The 22,789-nt window shown below is 50.1% G+C and carries 21 protein-coding genes; 8 read left to right on the forward strand and 13 right to left on the reverse strand.

Annotated elements, in window-relative coordinates; genetic code table 11:
* Positions 1-6: 6 nt before the first annotated feature.
* Positions 7-1,311 (forward strand): TRAP transporter large permease, encoded by a 1,305-nt coding sequence (locus tag PS053_RS10560; protein ID WP_256878824.1) that lies wholly within the window; start codon positions 7-9, stop codon positions 1,309-1,311.
* Positions 1,312-1,347: 36 nt separating this feature from the next.
* On the opposite strand, the gene PS053_RS10565 is transcribed toward PS053_RS10560, so the two are convergent.
* The 8 genes from PS053_RS10565 to ygiW form a co-directional block, all read right to left on the reverse strand.
* Positions 1,348-2,406, reverse strand: a complete 1,059-nt coding sequence (locus PS053_RS10565) for a hypothetical protein (RefSeq protein WP_059216438.1) — start codon at positions 2,404-2,406, stop codon at positions 1,348-1,350.
* A gap of 497 nt (positions 2,407-2,903) precedes the next feature.
* Entirely contained in the window at positions 2,904-3,329 is a 426-nt protein-coding gene (locus PS053_RS10570) for a hypothetical protein (protein WP_256878823.1), read from the reverse strand.
* A gap of 298 nt (positions 3,330-3,627) precedes the next feature.
* Positions 3,628-5,040, reverse strand: coding sequence for a cell division protein FtsP (gene ftsP, locus PS053_RS10575; protein ID WP_000059379.1), 1,413 nt, complete (start codon positions 5,038-5,040; stop codon positions 3,628-3,630).
* Between the two features lie 71 nt (positions 5,041-5,111).
* Positions 5,112-5,849 carry a 1-acylglycerol-3-phosphate O-acyltransferase gene (plsC, locus tag PS053_RS10580; protein ID WP_000965718.1) on the reverse strand — a complete coding sequence of 246 codons (738 nt, stop codon included), beginning with the start codon at positions 5,847-5,849 and terminating at the stop codon, positions 5,112-5,114.
* 233 nt (positions 5,850-6,082) lie between these two features.
* Positions 6,083-8,341, reverse strand: a complete 2,259-nt coding sequence (gene parC / locus PS053_RS10585) for a DNA topoisomerase IV subunit A (RefSeq protein ID WP_256878822.1) — start codon at positions 8,339-8,341, stop codon at positions 6,083-6,085.
* Positions 8,342-8,478: 137 nt separating this feature from the next.
* Complete coding sequence (locus tag PS053_RS10590) at positions 8,479-10,086, reverse strand: ABC transporter substrate-binding protein (RefSeq protein ID WP_256878821.1); 1,608 nt, start codon at positions 10,084-10,086, stop codon at positions 8,479-8,481.
* A gap of 108 nt (positions 10,087-10,194) precedes the next feature.
* Positions 10,195-10,677 carry an AraC family transcriptional regulator gene (locus tag PS053_RS10595; protein WP_137653915.1) on the reverse strand — a complete coding sequence of 161 codons (483 nt, stop codon included), beginning with the start codon at positions 10,675-10,677 and terminating at the stop codon, positions 10,195-10,197.
* 52 nt (positions 10,678-10,729) lie between these two features.
* On the reverse strand, positions 10,730-11,122 hold the full coding sequence (gene ygiW / locus PS053_RS10600; RefSeq protein WP_000712651.1) for an OB fold stress tolerance protein YgiW: 393 nt from the start codon (positions 11,120-11,122) through the stop codon (positions 10,730-10,732).
* A gap of 151 nt (positions 11,123-11,273) precedes the next feature.
* Between ygiW and qseB the strand changes: the two genes are divergently transcribed.
* The 4 genes from qseB to PS053_RS10620 all read left to right on the forward strand — a co-directional run bounded on the left by qseB (position 11,274) and on the right by PS053_RS10620 (position 14,315).
* Positions 11,274-11,933: a quorum sensing response regulator transcription factor QseB gene (gene qseB, locus PS053_RS10605; RefSeq protein WP_001221484.1), complete on the forward strand. Its 660-nt coding sequence runs from the start codon at positions 11,274-11,276 to the stop codon at positions 11,931-11,933.
* Entirely contained in the window at positions 11,930-13,279 is a 1,350-nt protein-coding gene (qseC, locus tag PS053_RS10610; protein WP_000673335.1) for a quorum sensing histidine kinase QseC, read from the forward strand. The genes qseB and qseC overlap by 4 nt, the downstream gene beginning before the upstream one ends.
* Positions 13,280-13,388: 109 nt before the next feature.
* Positions 13,389-13,970, forward strand: coding sequence for an NADPH:quinone oxidoreductase MdaB (mdaB, locus tag PS053_RS10615; RefSeq protein WP_032226298.1), 582 nt, complete (start codon positions 13,389-13,391; stop codon positions 13,968-13,970).
* A 30-nt stretch (positions 13,971-14,000) separates the two neighbouring features.
* Positions 14,001-14,315: a putative quinol monooxygenase gene (locus PS053_RS10620; protein ID WP_000633737.1), complete on the forward strand. Its 315-nt coding sequence runs from the start codon at positions 14,001-14,003 to the stop codon at positions 14,313-14,315.
* 47 nt (positions 14,316-14,362) lie between these two features.
* On the opposite strand, the gene parE is transcribed toward PS053_RS10620, so the two are convergent.
* The 5 genes from parE to nudF are packed head-to-tail and all read right to left on the reverse strand — an operon-like array spanning position 14,363 to position 18,769.
* Positions 14,363-16,255, reverse strand: coding sequence for a DNA topoisomerase IV subunit B (gene parE / locus PS053_RS10625; RefSeq protein WP_000195278.1), 1,893 nt, complete (start codon positions 16,253-16,255; stop codon positions 14,363-14,365).
* A 28-nt stretch (positions 16,256-16,283) separates the two neighbouring features.
* Positions 16,284-16,865, reverse strand: coding sequence for an esterase YqiA (gene yqiA / locus PS053_RS10630; RefSeq protein WP_000494578.1), 582 nt, complete (start codon positions 16,863-16,865; stop codon positions 16,284-16,286).
* Positions 16,865-17,692: a 3',5'-cyclic-AMP phosphodiesterase gene (gene cpdA / locus PS053_RS10635; RefSeq protein ID WP_000444759.1), complete on the reverse strand. Its 828-nt coding sequence runs from the start codon at positions 17,690-17,692 to the stop codon at positions 16,865-16,867. Before cpdA ends, yqiA begins: the two co-directional genes overlap by 1 nt.
* Before the next feature lie 24 nt (positions 17,693-17,716).
* Positions 17,717-18,139 (reverse strand): DUF1249 family protein, encoded by a 423-nt coding sequence (locus PS053_RS10640; protein ID WP_000833393.1) that lies wholly within the window; start codon positions 18,137-18,139, stop codon positions 17,717-17,719.
* Positions 18,140-18,769, reverse strand: a complete 630-nt coding sequence (nudF, locus tag PS053_RS10645) for an ADP-ribose diphosphatase (RefSeq protein WP_000917132.1) — start codon at positions 18,767-18,769, stop codon at positions 18,140-18,142.
* Positions 18,770-18,974: 205 nt separating this feature from the next.
* On the opposite strand from nudF, the gene tolC reads away from it, so the two are divergent.
* The 3 genes from tolC (at position 18,975) to PS053_RS10660 (ending at position 22,441) form a co-directional block, all read left to right on the forward strand.
* Positions 18,975-20,456: an outer membrane channel protein TolC gene (gene tolC, locus PS053_RS10650; protein ID WP_000735296.1), complete on the forward strand. Its 1,482-nt coding sequence runs from the start codon at positions 18,975-18,977 to the stop codon at positions 20,454-20,456.
* Between the two features lie 147 nt (positions 20,457-20,603).
* The gene (locus PS053_RS10655; RefSeq protein ID WP_000831547.1) at positions 20,604-21,275 is read left to right on the forward strand and encodes a DUF1190 family protein; all 672 of its coding nucleotides are present in this window, start codon (positions 20,604-20,606) and stop codon (positions 21,273-21,275) included.
* Between the two features lie 5 nt (positions 21,276-21,280).
* Positions 21,281-22,441: a glutathionylspermidine synthase family protein gene (locus tag PS053_RS10660; protein WP_000442872.1), complete on the forward strand. Its 1,161-nt coding sequence runs from the start codon at positions 21,281-21,283 to the stop codon at positions 22,439-22,441.
* Positions 22,442-22,789 lie beyond the last annotated feature (348 nt).

Genomic DNA, 22,789 nt, shown 5'->3' on the forward strand with positions numbered 1-22,789 from the left:
GGAAGTATGGACTTTGAATATATCTACCCCGTATTAATTCTATTTGGCAGTTTTGCCGTTATGCTGGCAATAGGTGTGCCAATCACTTTTTCTATTGGTCTTTCTTCACTGTTATCTATTATTACTGCTCTCCCCCCAGATGCCGCCATTTCTGTTATTTCACAAAAGATGACCGTAGGTCTGGACGGTTTTACGCTATTAGCTATTCCCTTTTTCGTGTTAGCCGGAAACATTATGAATACCGGCGGCATCGCCCGACGACTGGTTCATCTGGCGCAGGCGCTGGTTGGTCGTCTTCCCGGTTCGCTGGCTCATTGTAATATCCTTGCGAATACTCTGTTTGGCGCGATTTCAGGTTCGGCCGTTGCGTCAGCAGCCGCGGTAGGCGGGATTATGTCGCCACTACAGGAAAAAGAGGGCTATGATCCGGCGTTCTCTGCGGCAGTGAATATTGCCTCTGCTCCCATTGGCCTGATGATCCCGCCGAGCAATGTGTTGATTGTCTATTCGCTTGCCAGCGGGGGGACTTCTGTTGCCGCGCTATTCTTAGCCGGATATCTACCGGGTATTCTCACCGCAATTGCTTTAATGTTTGTAGCGGCACTTTATGCACGACGTAACCATTATCCGGTGGCTGAGCGGATAAGTTTTCGTCAGTTTTTACAGGTATTTCGCGAATCAATTCCCAGCCTGATGCTTATTTTTATCATTATCGGCGGTATTATTGCGGGGATATTTACACCTACGGAGGCGTCTGCCATTGCGGTAATTTATAGCTTACTGCTGGCGATGATTTATAGAGAAATTACCCTTAAGAAACTCAATGACATTCTGTTAGATTCTGTGGTAACCAGCTCAATCGTATTACTATTGGTAGGATGTTCGATGGGAATGTCATGGGCCATGACCAATGCAGATGTTCCTGAGTTAATCAATGAGCTCATTACCCGCGTTTCGGATAACAAATGGGTTATTCTGTTTATTATTAATATCATTCTGTTGATCGTCGGTACTTTTATGGATATCACGCCCGCAATTCTGATATTTACGCCCATTTTCCTGCCGATCGCTCAACATCTGGATATAGATCCCATTCACTTTGGCATCATTATGGTTTTCAACTTAACCATTGGCCTTTGTACACCGCCAGTCGGCACTATCCTGTTTGTGGGGTGCAGTATTGGCAAGGTCAGTATCGACAGGGCAATAAAACCATTGCTACCGATGTTTCTGGCTTTGTTTGTAGTGATGGCAATTATTTGCTATTTCCCACAGATTAGCTTGATGCTACCAGGGCTATTTTCGAACTGACAGACAGACGGGCCTGAAGTATTCAGGCCCGTCTGCTTACTTCGCGGCACATAGCGAGGATTGCATGTAACGTAATTGATTCACCGGCAGTACTGATTCTTTCGCCTGAAGACTTTGTTCAATTGCGGTACAGAATTGTACCTGACTCATTCCGGCAGCCAAAAAATCATCTGGCGTCATGCCATCCTTGATGCAATTCATTACTTCTTCCGCCCCCGGAGGCGTATTTTTTGCCAGCATATCCTTTAGAATCAATACGAAGGTGCCATGATCGTCCTCGTATTTTTGTCGCCAGGTCGCCAGTAATAATGGCTTCGTACGTTCCTGATGTTGAATAAACCGTTGCCAGTCAATTAGATTAGCGTCAATCAGTGCCTGTATTACAGCAATATTCCCAAAACGCACAATGTAAGCCAGCACCGTTCTGCCGCTATTATCCTTCGATTGCAGCAGCGTTGGATACGCCTTTACCTCTTGAACCAGTTCTGTCGTCATGGGAATTACGGACATTGCCTCCAGGCGTAAAACAGGCGTGGGCGGCGGCTGTATCTGCCAGAAAGTTTTCAGCGTTGCACTGTCATAAGAATCAATAACATTGGCATACACTTCCTCGCTCAATAATTCCGGCATCAGAGACAGCAATGTCAGGCTTATTTTGCGTGCGGAAACAAGCTGACGAGCAATATCTTCATCGCTATAGCGAACAGGAACGCGTATCCCCCTGTACATCTCCAGTAATGGATTGTCTTCTCGAATAATTTCACGGTATTTCTGCGCTTGTTGGGAATCCCCTTGCAGAAAACGACTGAATGCTCGGATTGCGCGCGCATTGTAGTGCTCCAGCGCCAGAGAAAAAAATGAGCGGGTAAAATACTTTTCATCGTCAATGGAAGGAATGGTAAACGGTGAGATCCGATCTGACAGGTAACGAAAGACCTTTTCGGATGTTTCATTCTCTGGGGACTTCAACGCTACCAGCAACATCTGTTCCAGCCGTCGAGTATCACGAATCCTGTCCAGTGTGCGGAAGTTTTCCTGTTCCGCCTCGACCAACTGACGTAGTTGTTGGTGATTAAACCAGGCTGTAGTTAACATGGGCTCTGCCTGCCAAAAGAGCAACAACAAGCAAATAGTATGGCAAATACATGTCCATACGAGGGAACGCTGTCTCCATTTATTTATCAGTATTATTAATATTAGACAGGGGAATAATATCCACACCGAATTAAACAAAAACCCAAACGCAACAGAAGATAACGCCAGTAAATACAACCCAGTCGGCAACAAAAACACCATCGCCAGCTGCGGTAATATCCCCCACATTCCTGTTTTTCGCCATCCCGAACGACTAAAGGAAAGGACGAGGACAATAAACAGCAATAACAGATATCCCCCCACCATAAGTAGTGTCAGGAAAAAATGGTGAAGCGCTTCATCGTCACGCATAAATTAATCCCTTAATTTGCATTGCTGATTTATCTTTTCATGCGTCGCGTTCCAATTAGCGGTATCAACATGAATAACACAAACAACTATTTTTGCGGAGCATCGCGTCAGTCGCAAATCCACACTATCAACATTAAATTTACCATTTACTGTTCCATTCGTTGGTGCAAATGGGAAATCTGTTTTCCTTCCCATCCTTCAAGGATTGCTCTTTGTAGTGAATTGACGGGCTCCATACATCCCCAAAGAATAACAAAAATGATATGACACAATAGCCAAATATATTTAAGATGCCGCCGCCCAATAACCGCAACCAGCAATGCGGGAAATTGGCTTATCAGCGCGAAGGTGATAATCATCCCCAGATAATCTACCTGTTCCAGCCAATAAAAGAGAAAAGCCGCGGCAGAAACAACCGCTGTTTGGGGCAGTATGACCCACAACCAAACCGCACGAACACGTGGGCTATGGAGCACCAATGTAATCAGCAGCAATGCGCAGATGTCTGCTAATGCCAAAGGCCATAGCCAAAGACCAATTGCAAATTCTCGTCCCATTGAAGTCTCTGCCATGAAAGATAATACCGGGACAATAGCGCGTTATCATTGCGCAAACAGCACCCGAAATTCTGAAACGGCTTCAACCTCAAGCGGATTTGTGAGACACAGGACGTGTCATATGAAAAATATTGCTGTGCAGAACTCCCCAGGCAATGCTGAGAATGAAAAAAGGGGCGCAATGCCCCTCATTAAATCTTGCTGCTTCAGCGAATTAATCACTATTAACATCAGTGTATAGCTGATCTATGTAATCAATTTCTCCATGGACCTTCCCGGAGCCTCCCTCAATCCAGGCGGGAGAATTCGTCCGTTATGGCACCGGGTTTACCAGCAACTGCCCAATCGAACCGCGATCCGCCATTTCCAGCGTCTGGCTACCAAAGTAGAACGGGAAATGCGCCCAGGAAGGCTGACCGTAATAGACCAATAGTTCTACCTGTCCATCGACCCAAACGGTGTCTTTCCAGCCTCTGTCTTCCGGGAATGGCATCGCGCCGTTCACATTGCGGATCAGGAACATCACGCCTTCAATATGGAACGCTTGCGGTTCGTCTGCGCGCACCGTCCATCGTTCCCACGTTCCCTGCTGGGCGGCTATATCAATGCGGTTAACATCCCATAGCTGTCCATTAATGCCGGGATCATCGCTGAGGCTAATATCACGGCTACGAATCGGCGAACCCGTCATAATTTCAGTTGGCAACAGGCGCATCGGCAGGCTATCAGTCACCAGCGGCAGAAGCCCGGTCGGGCGCAGTGTAAGCACTAACGTAGAAACCAGAATGCTGGATGGCTCAAAGAAACCGCGAATACGATCAACAATACTCGCCGCCTCACCGCAGGTGATCGACACTTCATCACCGTTGCTCATATCCACCAAAACTTCACGGCGTTCTCCCGGAGCCAGCGAAAGTTGTTTTACCGACACCGGCGCAAGCAGGAATCCCTGATCGCCAGAAATCACGTGCAACGGGCGTCCGTCACTCATCTGCAATTGGTAACGACGTGAGTTCGAAGCATTCAACAAACGCAGACGTACCCAGCCGCGCGACACTTCGACGTACGGACTTTGTACGCCATTGACCAGCAGCGTATCACCAACAAAGCCGCCGCTTCCCGGTTCGTTGTATTCCGGTGTACCAAAGTTATCCAGACGTTTATCCTGGATAATTACGGGAAAATCATCCACACCATAATGATTGGGAATCGGCAGTGATTTACTGACTTCATCTTCCACCAACCACATCCCGGCAAGACCGTTATAGACCTGCTGGGCGGTACGGTTTGGCGTATTGGCGTGATACCACAAGGTCGCTGCATTCTGACGAATCGGCAGCACTGGCGCCCAGTCAGCGTTCGGCGACATCATGCGAGCCGGGCCCCCCATCAACGGACCGGGCACCTGTAGCCCAGCCACGGTCATTGAGACATTTTCTGTCAATCGGTTGCTGTAAATCAGCTTAACATCATCGCCCTTCCAGACGCGGATAGTCGGCCCAAGATAACGACCATTGATACCCCAGACCGGCGCGCGCGTTCCTGGCGTAAATGACCAGTGCGCGCGCTGTACTGTCATAAACAGCGGTTGCCCACGGCGAGATTCAAGCAGCGGCGGAACGGGCAGAGGTTGCTGTTGACCGGCTGCGCTTGCCTTCAGGGGGACAGCTCCTGCACACAATGCAATCCCCGATGCCTGAATGAACTGACGCCGACTGAGTGACATATTTGCTCCATGTAAAACTGGCTAAAGTAATACCGTGCAGGAAAATATTCCCGCAAAAACAGATTGCCGACTTAAACTTTTCCGGCGGCTTCGCGCTCTGCGACTTCTTTATCGAGCTCGGCGATTTTTTGTTCCATTATCGAACGACAATGGGCAGCCAGCTCGCGAACTTGATCTTTGCCATATTGACTAACGTCAATTGGCGGCAGCATTTCTACGATCACTAAACCATTATTCAAGCGGTTAAGATTAATCTTATTCGAAGTTGTGGAAACACACACGGGAATAATAGGAACACCTGCCGCAATTGCCGCATGAAATGCCCCTGTTTTAAATGGCAGCAAGCCACGACCACGGCTACGCGTTCCTTCCGGGAACATCCAGATGGAAATGCGGCTTTTTTTGAAGTGATTTACAACTTCCGCGATGGTGCCGTGAGCTTTAGTACGATTGTTTCTGTCGATCAATAAGTTACCGGTTAACCAGTACAACTGCCCGAAGAAGGGGATCCACAACAAACTCTTTTTACCTACCGTCACTGTCGGCGGCTGTACAATGTTTGATGCCGTCACCATGTCGTAATTGTTCTGGTGGTTAGCAATATAGATAGCATTACCATAGCTTTCAGCATCTGCAGGTTTACGGCACTCAACTTTCAGGCCAAAAAGCGGCGCAAGACGACCAAACATATGCCCAAAAGTAGCCACATGCTTCGGATTACGTGGGCTGAAAAGGCAATAAATAGAGCCGAATACACAGACTAAGATGCTGTAAATCACGGTAATAATCAGACGAAAAATATATAGCATAACACCCTCTAAAGGTCTGAGAGACTGGCATTGTACGTCACCTGAAGTCAGGTTAGGGCATTGTTAAAGGCCGCTCTCCGTAAAAGCGTATTGTTAATCGCAATACATGAATAAACAACGGGTTCAGGGGAATTTTTATCGTTTCTACGGACTCAACGCGGTGCCGGATGGTAGCATCAATGCCTCATCCGGCGTACCTTGCAGGCTGGAGGAGGCAATACCCCTCCGGCATTTTACTCTTCGCTGTCGCCATTACCGGCGCGTCGCGGGGAGTCAATCTCGACACGATCAATACGCTGTAAACCGCGCATTAATGTCCCGCGACGCCCACGCTCGCCTGTGACCTTTTGCAACTCTTCCGGGCGCAATTTAATTTTGCGTTTCCCGACATGAATGGTCAGCGTACTTTGTGGCGGTAGAATATACAGCTGCGCCAGTCCATCTTCTCCACGTGCGGCTTCAGCCGACGGAATATTGATGATCTTGTTGCCTTTACCCTTCGACAACTGCGGCAGGTCGCTTACCGGGAACATCAACATTCGGCCCGCCTGAGTGATTGCCAGCAGCATATCAGAGGCATCTTCAATCACCACCGGTGGCATGACATGTGCATTTTCCGGCAAAGTAATCAATGCTTTACCTGCACGGTTACGGGCCACCAAATCATTAAAAGTACAGACAAAACCATAACCAGCATCGGAAGCCATCAACAGTTTCTGATCATCACTTTCCATCAACATATGGTCAACGGTGGCGCCTGGCGGCAGCGTCAGTTTACCCGTGAGCGGTTCACCCTGACCACGCGCGGAAGGTAGCGTAATCGGATCGATGGCGTAACTACGTCCGGTGGAGTCAACAAACACCACCGGCTGGTTGCTCTTGCCTTTTACCGCTGCTTTAAAGCTATCGCCCGCTTTGTAGTTCAAACCTGGCGCATCGATATCGTGGCCTTTGGCGCTACGTACCCACCCCATCTGCGACAGCACAATGGTAACGGGTTCTGACGGCAGCATGTCGTGCTCGCTCATCGCTTTCGCTTCTTCGCGTTCCTGCAACGGCGAGCGGCGCTCATCGCCATAAGCTTGCGCATCGGCCTGCAACTCTTTCTTCAGCAGATTATTCATCTTGCGCTCGGAAGCCAGAATGCTCTGCAACTGGTCGCGCTCTTTTTCCAGTTCGTTCTGCTCACCGCGAATCTTCATCTCTTCCAGTTTGGCGAGGTGACGCAGTTTTAGTTCGAGGATTGCTTCTGCCTGAGTTTCCGTAATACCAAAACGCGACATCAACTTCGGTTTCGGCTCATCTTCACTACGAATGATCTCAATCACTTCGTCGATGTTGAGAAACGCCACCAGCAAACCTTCCAGGATATGCAGGCGCTTGAGGACTTTCTCCAGACGATAGTTCAGACGGCGGCGCACAGTATCACGGCGGAACACCAGCCATTCGGAGAGGATTTCCAGCAGGTTTTTCACCGCCGGACGACCATCCAGGCCAATCATATTGAGGTTAATGCGATAGCTCTTTTCCAGATCGGTGGTGGCGAAGAGATGATTCATCACCTGATCCATATCCACACGATTAGAACGCGGCACAATCACCAGACGAGTCGGGTTCTCGTGATCGGATTCATCGCGCAGATCGTCAACCATCGGCAGTTTTTTGTTGCGCATTTGTGCAGCAATTTGCTCAAGCACACGTGCGCCGGAAACCTGATGCGGTAAAGCACTGATAACCACCGCACCATCTTCTTTCTTCCACACCGCGCGCATACGCACAGAACCACGACCATTTTCGTAGATTTTACGGATCTCGGCACGGGAGGTGATGATTTCCGCTTCAGTCGGATAATCCGGCCCCTGCACGATATCCAGTAACTGGTCGAGCGTGGTTTTCGGATCGTCGATTAAGGCGATTGCCGCCTGTGCCACTTCGCGCAGGTTATGTGGCGGGATGTCCGTTGCCATGCCAACGGCAATACCGGTAGTGCCATTAAGCAAAATGTTCGGCAGGCGGGCAGGCAGCATTTTCGGCTCCTGCAAGGTGCCGTCGAAGTTTGGCACCCAGTCAGCCGTCCCCTGTCCCAACTCGCTCAATAGCAGCTCGGAATATTTCGACAACCGGGATTCGGTGTAACGCATCGCCGCGAACGATTTCGGATCGTCCGGCGCCCCCCAGTTACCCTGACCATCAACCAGCGGATAGCGGTAAGAAAACGGCTGCGCCATTAATACCATCGCTTCATAACAGGCGCTATCGCCATGCGGATGGTATTTACCCAACACGTCACCCACGGTACGGGCCGATTTTTTAAATTTGGCGCTGGCATTTAGACCCAGTTCAGACATCGCATACACAATGCGGCGCTGAACGGGTTTCAGGCCATCACCAATAAACGGCAACGCGCGGTCCATGATGACGTACATGGAGTAGTTTAAGTAGGCGTTTTCCGTAAATTCATGTAGCGCAAGGCGCTCTGCCATATCGCTCATTAATTCTGATTCCTCAACTTATTCGCCAGCCTTCAAAGGGGCAATATTGCCGGAGATACTACATTATCTGCCGCGTCGAGTCACAGGAGATCAGCGTGAATAGCGCCGTCGGACGCGTTCCGACGGCGATAAAGGCATCAATGTGCCTTGATATACAACTCTTTGCTGTAAACATAATCCTGGGGATTATGCAGTGGGAAACCGCCAACGTAAGGTTTAAGCAGTTTGATGAGCGGCTGATAGTAGACAGGAATGAGCGGTGCTTGTTGATTAATGATGACCTCAGCCTGCTGATACAGCGCATTACGCGTTGTTGCATCCGTCGTTTGTGCCGCCTGGTTTAGTAAGGCGTCATACTGTGCGTTTTTCCAGTGGCCGACATTTTCTTCGCTATCGCTCTTAAGCGTGTTCAAAAAGGTTGATGCATCATTGTACGTCGCATCCCACGACTGCCGCGATAGCATGAAATCGCCGCTACGCCGGGCATCAAGATAGGTTTTCCACTCCATCGTACGCAGCGTCACCTGCGCGCCAAGCCATTTTTTCCATTCAGAAGACAAGGCAATCGCCGTTTTTTCATGCAGATCGTACTTGTTATAGAACAGCTCAAAACGTAACGGATGAGAGGCATCGTATCCCGCTTGTTTCAGCAAGGCTTTTGCTGCCGCGACGCGCTCGCTCATCGGTTGTTGCAGTTCCCCGAACGTTGGCGCACGAAAACCTTCTACCTCTGGCGGCGTCAACGTCATTGCAGGCGTTCGCAATCCAAGGATCTTCTGCGCAATTAACGGCCTGTCGACCGTAAGGTACAGCGCCCGACGCACACGGACGTCATCAAACGGCGGTTTCTGAATGTTGAAATTGTAATATTCGCTGTTCAGACGCGGGATGATCCGCAGTTCGCCCGGGAGGGACTTTTCGATAGCGGGAATTTGCTGCGCCGGAACCCAGGTAAGATCGACCTCTCCCGCACGATAGCGGTTATAGCCGGTGACCGAATTATCCAGCGCCAGATACTCAACCTGTTGCAATACCGTATGTTGTGCATCACGGTAGTTTGGATTTTTACGTGCGGTAATTTTTTCGTTGACTACCCACTTATCAAGCACAAAGGCGCCGTTGTAAACCATATGTTCTGGCTTACTCCAGCTATCGCCATATTTTTCAACCACATGATGCGGAACCGGAAACAGCGTTGGCCAGGCCAGCATGGCGGTAAACCACGGCGCAGGTTGCTCAAGCGTGACTTCCAGAGTGCGGTCATCTGTCGCTTTCACACCTAATGATGAAACTTTCGCTTTTCCCGCCACAATAGCGGCTGCATTTTGAATATGCGCCTGCGCCAGATATCCGGCAAAGGGGCTTGCCGTTTGCGGGTCAACCGCACGCTGCCAGCCGAGGACAAAATCCTGCGCCGTCAGAGGCTGACCATCAGACCACCGTAAGCCTTTACGTAAATGGAAGGTATAACGTTTGCCGCCATCTGACACATCCCAACGTTCGGCCTGCGCAGGTTGAACTTTTCCTTCGCCGTCCATCCATACCAGACCTTCAAACAGATCCAGCACAATCTGCGCGGCAGTATTCTCTTCAACCTTTTGTGGGTCGAGTGTGCCGGGGTCGCTATGGTTGTTGTAACGAAAAACTTGTTGCGGAGCGAGCAGTGTGTTGGCGGGAATGTCAGCTGCGTAGAGAGGAGCCGCACTTACCAGGCTGACCAGCCATAATAAATTTCGCGTATACATGGTATTCCTTACCGGAGAGATTATAAGCCCGACAACAATACGCCTGTGGCATTGTTTGCTCAAACGTATAGCGAGTGATTTGGCTCACACTCCAGTAAAAGATTCCCGTCACGCCAACGGCACATAAACATCCGTTTCCAGTCGCCGCTCTGTCATCCCTTCGGCAAGATTGGCGTAGTGAAACAGGATCGGCGCTTTACGCATTTTCTCGCCGCTTGCCGGAAGCCAGTGGCGAATGATGGCCCAGATAGTGTGAGAGATATTATCCAGATCGCCAAAATGACGGGCGACAGCATAACGTCCACCAGTAAGTTCTCCATTACTCACGCCATAACGATTATCGGGAATCGGTTCGTTAACACTGCCGCAAATATCAAAACGAAATGCGTCTGGCTCAGTGGTAGCAGGATCGTCCCAGGCGACGCCAAATGTTTTACTTTGATTAACAGGAGAGAATCCGCTGTCTTTGCGCCACATGATGAATTTCGCCACACTGTAGTTGAGCAAATCCGGGCTACCGCGATGCGGCAACATCGCCACGCGGGTTGATGGGAAATCGATAACACTAACCTTCAAAGTCTGGTCTTTCATTTTGCCTCCCTGCGTAATTATTCCCGGGAACACGCCCCGGGAGAGATAATTATTATGGATTAACTTTGCGGATCTCTTTAACGTCAATCTCAACGGAGTTCCAGTCTTTATCGACTTCGCCCTGAATCTCAACGGTATCTTTCGGCGTAACCGTCACACCTCTCCAGCGTTTGTGGTCGATATCCACATTGATGGTGCCGCTGGCATCTTTAAACAGATAGAGATCGTCAGAAATACGTTCAACAATATTTCCGCGCAGGGTTACCCAGGTATCGTCACGCATTGATTTTGCGCTTTCTACGGTCGTTACACTACCGTTCGGCCCCTGGAATCCACCGGCCTGACTCTGCGTTGCCGTTGGGCCAGAAAATCCCCCCTGCTCTGCTGCCATAACCGGTGCGCTGCACAGGGCCATTACTGCGATTGCTGCTGCAAATTTTTTCATGCTTATTACTCCCTTTCATGTCTGTTTCCGGGCATTTAACAAGATAGTCCTTAACAACTTCTTAAGGCAAAAAAAGAAAATTTAGTGCTGTACAGAGCCCGTTACAACACGGTTTACTGGCAGCAAATACGAATATCGCAGGGAATAAAAGATGCGAATTTTACTGATAGAAGATGACATGCTGATTGGCGACGGTATCAAAACGGGCCTGAGTAAGATGGGCTTTAGCGTCGACTGGTTTACAGAAGGTCGTCAGGGTAAAGAGGCGCTTTATAGCGCACCTTATGACGCGGTGATTCTGGATCTAACCTTACCAGGAATGGATGGTCGCGATATTTTGCGCGAGTGGCGGAATAAAGGCCAGCGTGAACCAGTACTGATCCTCACCGCGCGAGACGCGCTGGCCGAACGCGTGGAAGGTTTGCGTCTGGGAGCCGACGATTATCTGTGTAAACCTTTTGCGTTGATAGAAGTTGCCGCCAGACTGGAAGCTCTGATGCGTCGCACCAACGGCCTGGCCAGCAACGAGCTGCGCCACGGTAATGTAATGCTCGATCCGGGTAAACGAATCGCCACTCTGGCAGGCGAATCTTTAACACTCAAACCCAAAGAATTTGCCCTGCTGGAACTGCTAATGCGTAACGTCGGGCGGGTATTACCACGCAAACTCATCGAAGAAAAACTGTATACCTGGGACGAAGAAGTCACCAGTAATGCCGTCGAAGTACATGTGCATCATCTGCGACGCAAGCTCGGCAGCGACTTCATTCGTACCGTTCACGGTATTGGCTACACATTAGGTGAGAAATGAAATTTACCCAACGCCTTAGTCTGCGGGTCAGGCTGACGCTGATCTTTCTAATTTTGGCCTTGCTGACCTGGATTATCTCCAGTTTTGTTGCCTGGAAACAAACGACAGATAATGTCGATGAATTGTTCGATACTCAGCTTATGCTGTTTGCCAAACGGTTAAGTACGCTCGATCTTAACGAAATCCATGCAGCAGATCGTATGGCAAGAACACCGGATAAATTCAAACACGGCCATATAGATGACGACGCGCTAACTTTCGCCATCTTTACCCATGACGGCAAAATGGTCCTCAACGACGGTGATAACGGGGAGGACATTCCCTACAGCTATCAACGTGAAGGATTTACTAACGGGCAACTGGTGGGCGATAAAGATCCATGGCGCTTTATCTGGATGACCTCCCCTGATGGAAAATACCGTATTGTGGTTGGTCAGGAGTGGGAATACCGCGAAGATATGGCGCTGGCGATTGTCACCGGGCAACTGATTCCCTGGCTTGTCGCACTGCCCATTATGTTAATTATCATGATGGTACTACTGAGTCGCGAACTTTCACCGCTAAACAAACTGGCGCTGGCGCTACGTATGCGTGATCCCGACTCGGAAAAACCGCTTAACGCTACCGGCGTACCCAGCGAAGTACGTCCGCTGGTCGAGTCGCTGAATCAACTGTTCGCCCGTACGCATGCAATGATGGTTCGTGAGCGACGCTTTACCTCCGATGCGGCCCACGAACTGCGTAGTCCGTTAACGGCGCTGAAAGTACAAACCGAAGTTGCACAGCTTTCTGATGATGATCCGCAGGCGCTAAAAAAAGCCTTTGTGCAATTACACTCAGGGATTGATCGCGCGACCCGACTGGTTGATCAGCTGCTGACTCTGTCACGGCTTGACTCGCTGGATAATCTGCAGGATGTCGCGGAAATCCCGCTTGAAGACCTCCTGCAATCATCAGTGATGGATATTTACCACACAGCGCAACAGGCGAAAATTGACGTCCGGCTGACACTCAACGCACATGACATCAAACGTACCGGACAGCCGCTATTACTAAGTTTGCTGGTACGAAATCTGCTGGATAATGCCGTGCGCTACAGTCCACAAGGTAGCGTAGTGGATGTCACCCTGAATGCCGATAATTTCATCGTCAGAGACAACGGCCCCGGCGTGACGTCAGAGGCGCTGGCGCGAATTGGTGAACGTTTCTATCGTCCACCAGGACAAACCGCCACCGGCAGTGGGCTTGGGCTGTCGATTGTCCAACGAATCGCCAAATTACATGGCATGAATGTTGCGTTTGGGAACGCAGAACAAGGTGGATTTGAGGTAAAAGTGAGCTGGTAGCGGTAAGACTTTTGCTAAATTCGCAAAAGACTTTGCACATTTTGCTAATTTCACCGCACCGCTCTGTGACGTACTATTGTCGGCAAACGTCTCTCCTTGAGGATAAAAAATGAGCAACATTCTGATTATCAACGGTGCAAAGAAATTCGCCCACTCCAATGGCCAACTGAACGACACCCTGACCGAAGTTGCGGATGGTACGCTGCGCAACCTCGGGCATGATGTCCGCATCGTTCGCGCCGACAGCGACTACGATGTAAAAGCCGAAGTTCAAAACTTTCTCTGGGCTGATGTGGTGATCTGGCAGATGCCAGGCTGGTGGATGGGTGCGCCGTGGACAGTGAAAAAATACATTGATGATGTGTTCACCGAAGGTCACGGGACGCTGTATGCCAGCGATGGACGTACTCGTAAAGATCCGTCGAAAAAATACGGTTCTGGCGGCCTGGTACAGGGTAAAAAATATATGCTGTCCCTGACCTGGAACGCACCAATGGAAGCTTTCACCGAAAAAGATCAGTTCTTCCACGGCGTTGGCGTTGACGGTGTGTATCTGCCGTTCCATAAAGCAAACCAATTCCTCGGTATGGAACCGCTGCCGACATTTATCGCTAATGACGTGATAAAAATGCCTGATGTTCCCCGCTATACTGAAGAATATCGCAAGCATCTTGTGGAAATTTTTGGTTAACTAGAGCTCTGGCTTTAGAAGGAGTTAACCATGATTACAGTAATCGCAGAAATCCGTACTCGTCCTGGTCAACATCACCGTCAGGCAGTATTGGATCAGTTTGCTAAAATCGTTCCAACTGTACTGAAAGAAGAAGGTTGCCACGGCTATGCGCCGATGGTGGATTGCGCTGCTGGCGTGAGTTTCCAGTCTATGGCGCCAGATTCTATTGTGATGATTGAGCAGTGGGAAAGCATCGCGCACCTTGAAGCGCATCTACAAACCCCGCACATGAAAGCATACAGCGAAGCCGTAAAAGGCGACGTGCTGGAGATGAATATTCGCATCCTGCAGCCGGGGATTTAACCCTGCCTTGTTTGCCCGGCCATCCTGACCGGGCAATGTTCTTTCTTTTAAACCTCAATCTCCGCCATGTCGCCTTTCTCTTGCAACCAGTTACGGCGATCTTCCGCGCGTTTTTTCGCCAGCAGCATATCCATTACCGCATCAGTACGCTGATCGTCTTCATCGCTGATAGTTAACTGCACCAGACGGCGAGTGTTCGGATCAAGCGTTGTCTCACGCAATTGCATCGGGTTCATTTCCCCGAGACCTTTAAAACGCTGGACATTTGGCTTGCCTTTTTTGCGTTTTAATTGCTCGAGCACACCCTCTTTTTCTTCTTCCGTCAGGGCGTAATAAACTTCCTTGCCCAGATCGATTCGATACAACGGTGGCAGAGCGACGTAAACGTGACCGTGTTTCACCAGCGTGCGGAAGTGTTTTACAAACAGCGCACAGAGCAGCGTGGCAATGTGCAGGCCATCAGAGTCCGCATCCGCCAGAATACAGATCTTGCCGTAACGCAACTGGCTAAGATCGTCGCTGTCAGGATCGATACCGATCGCCACCGAAATATCGTGCACTTCCTGCGAGGCCAGCACTTCATCGGAAGAGACCTCCCAGGTGTTAAGGATCTTACCTTTCAGCGGCATGATCGCCTGATATTCCCGATCGCGCGCCTGCTTGGCGGATCCACCTGCGGAGTCACCTTCCACGAGGAACAGTTCGGTACGGTTAAGATCCTGCGCGGTACAATCAGCCAGTTTGCCAGGCAACGCCGGACCACTGGTGAGTTTTTTACGTACAACCTTCTTCGCAGCGCGCATACGACGCTGGGCGCTGGCTATCGCCATTTCCGCCAGCAGTTCAGCCGCCTGAACGTTCTGGTTCAGCCACAGAGTGAACGCATCTTTCACCACGCCAGAAACAAATGCCGCACACTGACGAGAAGAGAGACGCTCTTTCGTCTGTCCTGCAAACTGCGGATCCTGCATTTTTACTGACAGCACATATGCGCAGCGATCCCAGATATCTTCTGCCGACAGCTTCACGCCGCGCGGCAGAATATTGCGGTATTCGCAAAATTCACGCATCGCATCCAGCAGGCCCTGACGCAGGCCGTTAACGTGCGTACCGCCCTGCATAGTAGGGATCAGGTTAACATAGCTTTCAGTCAGCAGTTCGCCACCTTCCGGCAACCACAGCAGCGCCCAGTCTACGGCCTCCGTTTCACCATTAAAATTACCGATAAACGGTTTTTCCGGCAGCGTCGGTAAGCCATTTACGGCCTCCGCCAGGTAATCGTTCAGACCATCCTGATAGCACCAGCGTTGTTCGGTATTGTTGATCTCATCTTTAAAAGTGATCTCAACACCAGGACACAACACTGCTTTGGCTTTCAGCACATGTGTCAGGCGCGAAACAGAAAAGCGTGGACTGTCAAAGAAGGTTTCATCTGGCCAGAAGTGCACGCTGGTGCCGGTATTACGTTTACCGCAAGTACCGACAACCTGCAGATCCTGTACCTTTTCACCATTTTCAAAGGCAATGTTATAGATCTGACCATCGCGGCGCACATTGACTTCTACGCGTTTAGACAAAGCGTTAACTACCGAGATCCCTACGCCGTGCAAACCGCCAGAGAACTGGTAGTTTTTATTAGAGAATTTACCCCCTGCGTGAAGACGGCAAAGAATCAGTTCGACCGCCGGCACGCCCTCTTCCGGGTGAATATCAACCGGCATCCCGCGGCCATCGTCAATCACTTCCAGCGACTGGTCAGCATGTAAAATAACGTCCACGCGTTTGGCGTGGCCGGCCAGTGCTTCATCCACACTGTTATCAATAACTTCTTGCCCCAAATGGTTAGGGCGAGTGGTATCGGTATACATCCCCGGGCGGCGGCGAACCGGCTCAAGCCCGGTGAGTACCTCAATGGCATCAGCGTTATAAGTTTGCGTCATGGTTTAAGTTAGCAATTCGAGTTGATCGTCAGAGATGGTGCAGACCAAGAAAATCGACGATCGGGTTGAAATAATCTTCGAAGCCCGTGAATGCGTGGTTGCCGCCTTCTATGACAGTCTGGCGGCAGGAAGCGTAATACGCTACCGCCTGACGGTAATCCAGCACTTCATCTCCCGTCTGTTGCAGCAACCAAATCAAATCCGGCGCTTCCAGCGGGTCAATCTGCATGACTTTAAGATCGTAAATATGGCGTGACTCTAGCACATATTGCTGCCCGGTGTAGGGGTTCTCGTTCTGACCGAGATAGTCCGTCAGCAGCTCAAACGGACGGACTGCCGGGTTAACCACCACAGCCGGCAGCATAAAACATTGCGACAACCAGGTAGCGTAATAGCCGCCCAGTGACGAACCGACAATACCCAACGAATCACCGCCATGCTCAAGAACGATTGACTCCAGCAGTTCTGCCGCATCGGAAGGATACGGCGGTAACTGCGGAATAATCATCTCAACGTCAGGGTGATGTTCCGCCAGCCAGTTTTTTAACAAACTCGCTTTCGCTGAACGCGGCGAGCTGTTGAAACCGTGTAAATAGAGTAGCGTAAACATCAGTAGCCTTCTGAAGCGGTATCAGGTTGAAAACGGGTATCCGCCAGACGGTGCACTTCGGTAGTCAGCGTGCCATCGGCATGTAATTCCAGCGTACGCCAGCCTGGCGCGATGGTGTCCAGGGTGAAGTTGGAACAGTGCGGTTTAAACTGCACGCAGGTCGACGGCGTTGCCAGCAAACGACGACCATTCCAGTCGAGATCCAGTTCCTGATGGATATGTCCGCACAACAGATATTTGACGTGCGGAAACTTCGCCAGCACGTTGTCCAGTTCGCCTGCGTTACGCAAACTGTGTTGGTCAAGCCAGCGACAACCCGCAGGCAGCGGATGATGATGCAGTAACAGCAAGGTATGGCGTTCTGGCGCATCGGCCAGTTTACGTTCCAGCCACTCAAGCTGAAACTCGCTCAACTCGCCATGCGGCACGCCAAACACCTGGCTATCCAGCAACAAAATTTGCCACTGTTCACCGATAAACACGCGTTTCGCCGGAGAGATCCCCGCATCTTGTAACGCGCTATACATCGCAGGCTGGAAATCATGGTTGCCAGGCAACCAGACGCAAGGCGCACGAAAACTTGCGATGCCTTCCGCAAAATGCAGATAGGCCGCCGCCGTTTGATCCTGCGCTAAATCACCTGTCGCAACAATCAGGTCGAATTCGTGCTGGTGTGGGCGAATCGCCTCCAGCACCGCCTGGTAGCTTTCCCAGGTGTTTACCCCCAACAGGGCTTCGTGCTTTTGCGCAAACAGGTGAGTGTCGGTAATTTGTAAAATCCTGACTCTGGCCTCACCAGCCAGAGGAAGGGTTAACAGGCTTTCCAAATGGTGTCCTTAGGTTTCACGACGCTAATAAACCGGAATCGCCATCGCTCCATGTGCTAAACAGTATCGCAACCAGTCCGCTAAAAACTGGTTAATTTGATGCTTTTCGTCGCGTTGATGCAACTTTTTATTCGGATAATCATACCGCGCTTTAAAGCGAAAAATCTGCTGACTTGAACACACTTCAGCCACCATCGCATCATGATACAGACGCACTGTCATTGACGGAAGACTCCAGTAACTGATCGCCGGAGCAGTCTGTTCAATTGTCACCAGGGTAGTGTATCGGGTCGATTCCACAATCGTTAGCCGATATTGTGCGTTCGCCACCTGATAGCTTACAGTTTCGCCGGGTGCGTCATTGCGCGGCAACAAACGGCGCAATTGCGAAAAATTCATCTCGCACAGACGCATCATTTCAGGAAAGTCAGGTGTGTAACGCTTCATTTATGTCCACTCATTTTTTAACGCTTGATGATGCAACTGCAGCCATTGCAAAGCGATGACCGACGCTGCGTTGTCGATTTTCCCCTCTTCTACCCACTGGTATGCCTGTTCCCGGCTTACCACATGAACCCGAATATCTTCGTTTTCATCAGCCAGACCGTGGATCCCGTTTGCGGTCGTGGCATCCACTTCCCCCACCATAATTGATGAGCGCTCACTCGTGCCGCCTGGGCTTGCCAGGAAACTTAACACCGGTTTGGTCCGTTTGACTATCACTCCCGCCTCCTCAACCGCTTCCCGGCGGGCGACATCTTCCACACTTTCACCCTCTTCAATCATCCCGGCAACCATTTCCAGCAGCCAGGGCGTTTCGCTGGTGTCATACGCGGCAATCCGAATCTGTTCAATCAGCACAACTTCATCGCGCACAGGGTCAAAGGGTAGCAAGACTGCGGCGTGACCGCGCTCAAAAATTTCCCGCCGAACCTCATGACTCATTTGCCCGTTGAATAGACGATGACGAAACCTATAAAGATCTAATGAAAAAAAGCCGCGATAAAGTGTTTCTCGTGCAATAATTTCTACATCGTTTTTGCCAAATGTAACGGGCGGGTTGTCTGGCTTAAGCATGGTTAATACCCTGGCATTAAAAGTGAATAAAATGTGAATTTCAGCGACGTTTGACTGCCGTTTGAGCAGTCATGTGTTAAATTGAGGCACATTAACGCCCTATGGCACGTAACGCCAACCTTTTACGGTGGCGGCTTCTGCTAGAATCCGCAATAATTTTACAGTTTGATCAGCGCTAAATACTGCTTCACCACAAGGAATGCAAATGAAGAAATTGCTCCCCATTCTTATCGGCCTGAGCCTTTCTGGGTTCAGTACATTGAGCCAGGCCGAGAACCTGATGCAAGTTTATCAGCAAGCACGCCTTAGTAACCCGGAATTGCGTAAGTCTGCCGCCGATCGTGATGCTGCATTTGAAAAAATTAATGAAGCGCGTAGCCCATTACTGCCACAGTTAGGTTTAGGTGCAGATTACACCTATAGCAACGGCTACCGCGACGCGAACGGCATTAACTCTAACGCAACCAGCGCGTCACTACAGTTGACCCAATCCATCTTCGATATGTCGAAATGGCGTGCGCTGACCTTGCAGGAAAAAGCGGCCGGTATTCAGGACGTCACTTACCAGACCGATCAACAAGCCTTGATCCTCAACACCGCGACTGCGTATTTCAACGTGTTGAATGCTATTGACGTTCTTTCCTACACCCAGGCACAGAAAGAAGCGATCTACCGTCAGTTAGATCAAACGACCCAACGTTTTAACGTGGGTCTGGTTGCTATTACCGACGTACAGAACGCCCGCGCACAATACGATACCGTGCTGGCGAACGAAGTAACGGCTCGTAACAATCTCGATAACGCCGTTGAACAGTTACGTCAGATCACCGGTAATTACTACCCAGAACTGGCGGCCCTGAATGTCGAAAACTTTAAAACCGACAAACCTCAACCGGTTAACACACTGCTGAAAGAGGCCGAAAAACGCAACCTGACGCTATTGCAGGCGCGTTTGAGCCAGGATCTGGCACGCGAACAGATTCGCCAGGCGCAGGATGGTCACTTGCCGACGCTGAATTTAACCGCCTCTACCGGGATTTCTGACACCTCTTACAGTGGTTCAAAAACCCGCGGCGCAAACAGCGCTCAGTATGACGACAGTAATATGGGCCAGAACAAAGTCGGCCTGAGTTTCTCGCTGCCGATTTATCAGGGCGGGATGGTTAACTCGCAGGTGAAACAGGCGCAGTACAACTTTGTGGGCGCCAGTGAACAACTGGAAAGCGCACATCGTAGCGTCGTGCAAACCGTACGTTCCTCCTTCAACAACATTAATGCATCTATCAGTAGCATTAACGCCTACAAACAAGCCGTGGTTTCCGCCCAAAGCTCTTTAGACGCGATGGAAGCGGGCTACTCGGTCGGTACGCGTACCATTGTTGACGTGCTGGATGCGACCACTACGCTGTACAACGCCAAGCAGGAACTGGCGAATGCCCGTTATAACTATCTGATTAACCAGTTGAATATTAAGTCAGCTCTGGGTACGTTGAACGAGCAGGATCTGCTGGCGCTGAACAATGCGCTGAGCAAACCGGTTTCCACTAACCCGGAAAACGTTGCGCCGCAAACGCCGGAACAAAACGCTATTGCTGACGGCTATACTCCAGATAGTCCGGCGCCAGTCGTTCAACCAGCGTCAGTACGCACCAATACCAGCACCGGAAAAAATCCTTTCCGTAACTGATGATGATGACGGGGCTTCGGCCCCGTCTGAACGTAAGGCAACGTAAAGATACAGGTTATCTGCCGCATTCTTCCCCCTTCTCGCTTCAATTTCGACCAGCCATCCTCTATTCTGATGGATATTTACCACTGGTCCCGGAAGACAAAAATGAAACGGACAAAATCCATACGCCACGCATCGTTCCGCAAAAACTGGAGCGCACGCCACCTGACGCCTGTCGCTCTCGCTGTCGCCACTGTTTTTATGCTGGCAGGCTGTGAAAAGAGCGATGAAACTGTTTCTCTGTATCAAAATGCTGATGATTGTTCAGCCGCAAATCCTGGCAAGAGCGCAGAATGCACCACCGCGTATAACAATGCGTTGAAAGAAGCAGAACGTACCGCGCCAAAATACGCCACCCGTGAAGACTGCGTTGCCGAATTTGGCGAAGGTCAGTGCCAGCAGGCGCCTGCTCAGGCAGGAATGGCGCCTGAAAATCAGGCGCAAGCCCAGCAATCCAGCGGTAGTTTCTGGATGCCGCTGATGGCAGGTTACATGATGGGGCGTCTGATGGGCGGCGGCGCGGGCTTTGCACAACAACCGCTGTTTACCTCGAAGAACCCAGCCAGCCCGGCTTACGGTAAATATACCGACGCGACCGGTAAAAACTATGGCGCTGCCCAACCAGGCCGCACCATGAGCGTACCGAAGACGGCAATGGCGCCGAAACCGGCGACCACTACCACTGTTACCCGCGGCGGCTTTGGTGAATCCGTTGCTAAACAAAGCGCCATGCAGCGTAGCGCAACAGGCACTTCATCACGTTCAATGGGTGGCTGATACCGATGGAAAGAGTCAGTATTACCGAGCGCCCGGACTGGCGCGAAAAAGCCCACGAATACGGTTTCAATTTTCACACTATGTATGGCGAGCCTTACTGGTGTGAAGATGCTTACTACAAGCTCACTCTCGCCCAGGTTGAAAAGCTGGAAGAAGTCACCGCCGAACTGCACCAGATGTGCCTGAAAGTGGTAGAAAAAGTGATCGCCAGCGATGAGCTGATGACCAAATTCCGCATACCGAAACATACCTGGAGTTTTGTGCGTCAGTCCTGGCTGACTCACCAGCCATCGCTTTATTCGCGTCTTGATCTGGCGTGGGACGGCACAGGCGAACCTAAGCTTCTGGAAAATAACGCCGATACGCCAACTTCATTGTATGAAGCAGCGTTCTTTCAGTGGATCTGGCTGGAAGATCAGCTCAATGCCGGTAATTTGCCGGAAAACAGCGATCAATTTAACAGTCTACAAGAGAAGCTGATTGACCGTTTTGTGGAGCTGCGAGAGCAATACGGCTTCCAGTTGCTGCATCTCACCTGCTGTCGGGATACGGAGGAAGATCGCGGCACCATTCAATATTTGCAGGATTGCGCTAACGAAGCTGAAATCGCCACCGAGTTCCTGTACATCGACGATATCGGTTTAGGTGAAAAAGGTCAGTTTACGGATTTGCAGGATCAGGTGATTGCGAATCTGTTCAAGCTATATCCGTGGGAATTTATGTTGCGCGAAATGTTCTCCACCAAACTGGAAGATGCTGGCGTACGCTGGCTGGAACCGGCATGGAAGAGCATTATCTCCAACAAGGCGCTTCTGCCGCTATTGTGGGAGATGTTCCCGAATCACCCGAATCTGTTGCCGGCTTATTTTGCGGAGGACGATCATCCGCAAATGGAAAAATATGTTGTTAAACCGATCTTCTCACGTGAAGGCGCAAACGTGTCGATCATTGAGAACGGTAAAACCATTGAAGCGGCTGAAGGTCCATATGGCGAAGAAGGGATGATTGTTCAACAATTCCATCCGTTACCGAAATTTGGCGACAGCTATATGTTGATTGGCAGTTGGCTGGTAAACGATCAACCTGCCGGAATTGGCATTCGCGAAGACCGCGCGTTGATCACCCAGGATATGTCACGTTTTTATCCGCATATCTTTGTAGAGTAAATATACTGAACGTTGCCTGGCACATCCGGGCAACGCTACTTAACGTCCTCTATCTCTTCAATATATTCTACATATATCTCACTTATATTTAACATTACCCGTTCATTTTCTCTTTCTTTTTATTACCACAAAAACTCGCCTGATTTTTTAATCTAACTCTATGATTTATCATAGAACAGATCTCAACACGAAAATAAAATTAGCCATTGTTGTATTAAATAAAAATGTCGCCACGATCACATTGCAGGACATTATTTATTGTTCGGAATATACAATCACCCTACTATCAAAAATAATAAAAAAGAACCACCAGCCATAAAACAAATATATTTAACCCTGTGTTATTTT

Source organism: Escherichia albertii (genome assembly GCF_028622335.1).
Lineage (GTDB): Bacteria > Pseudomonadota > Gammaproteobacteria > Enterobacterales > Enterobacteriaceae > Escherichia > Escherichia albertii.

Bases quoted from the DNA above. Each gene is read 5' to 3' on its own strand.
- ygiW (WP_000712651.1), bottom strand. From the start codon at position 11,122: ATGAAAAAATTTGCAGCAGCAATCGCAGTAATGGCCCTGTGCAGCGCA.
- qseB (WP_001221484.1), top strand. From the start codon at position 11,274: ATGCGAATTTTACTGATAGAAGATGACATGCTGATTGGCGACGGTATC.
- qseC (WP_000673335.1), top strand. From the start codon at position 11,930: ATGAAATTTACCCAACGCCTTAGTCTGCGGGTCAGGCTGACGCTGATC.
- ftsP (WP_000059379.1), bottom strand. From the start codon at position 5,040: ATGTCACTCAGTCGGCGTCAGTTCATTCAGGCATCGGGGATTGCATTG.
- yqiA (WP_000494578.1), bottom strand. From the start codon at position 16,865: ATGTTTACGCTACTCTATTTACACGGTTTCAACAGCTCGCCGCGTTCA.
- PS053_RS10640 (WP_000833393.1), bottom strand. From the start codon at position 18,139: ATGAAGCGTTACACACCTGACTTTCCTGAAATGATGCGTCTGTGCGAG.
- tolC (WP_000735296.1), top strand. From the start codon at position 18,975: ATGAAGAAATTGCTCCCCATTCTTATCGGCCTGAGCCTTTCTGGGTTC.
- parE (WP_000195278.1), bottom strand. From the start codon at position 16,255: ATGACGCAAACTTATAACGCTGATGCCATTGAGGTACTCACCGGGCTT.
- nudF (WP_000917132.1), bottom strand. From the start codon at position 18,769: ATGCTTAAGCCAGACAACCCGCCCGTTACATTTGGCAAAAACGATGTA.
- PS053_RS10655 (WP_000831547.1), top strand. From the start codon at position 20,604: ATGAAACGGACAAAATCCATACGCCACGCATCGTTCCGCAAAAACTGG.
- plsC (WP_000965718.1), bottom strand. From the start codon at position 5,849: ATGCTATATATTTTTCGTCTGATTATTACCGTGATTTACAGCATCTTA.
- mdaB (WP_032226298.1), top strand. From the start codon at position 13,389: ATGAGCAACATTCTGATTATCAACGGTGCAAAGAAATTCGCCCACTCC.
- PS053_RS10590 (WP_256878821.1), bottom strand. From the start codon at position 10,086: ATGTATACGCGAAATTTATTATGGCTGGTCAGCCTGGTAAGTGCGGCT.
- parC (WP_256878822.1), bottom strand. From the start codon at position 8,341: ATGAGCGATATGGCAGAGCGCCTTGCGCTACATGAATTTACGGAAAAC.
- PS053_RS10570 (WP_256878823.1), bottom strand. From the start codon at position 3,329: ATGGCAGAGACTTCAATGGGACGAGAATTTGCAATTGGTCTTTGGCTA.
- PS053_RS10565 (WP_059216438.1), bottom strand. From the start codon at position 2,406: ATGTTAACTACAGCCTGGTTTAATCACCAACAACTACGTCAGTTGGTC.
- PS053_RS10660 (WP_000442872.1), top strand. From the start codon at position 21,281: ATGGAAAGAGTCAGTATTACCGAGCGCCCGGACTGGCGCGAAAAAGCC.
- PS053_RS10560 (WP_256878824.1), top strand. From the start codon at position 7: ATGGACTTTGAATATATCTACCCCGTATTAATTCTATTTGGCAGTTTT.
- PS053_RS10620 (WP_000633737.1), top strand. From the start codon at position 14,001: ATGATTACAGTAATCGCAGAAATCCGTACTCGTCCTGGTCAACATCAC.
- PS053_RS10595 (WP_137653915.1), bottom strand. From the start codon at position 10,677: ATGAAAGACCAGACTTTGAAGGTTAGTGTTATCGATTTCCCATCAACC.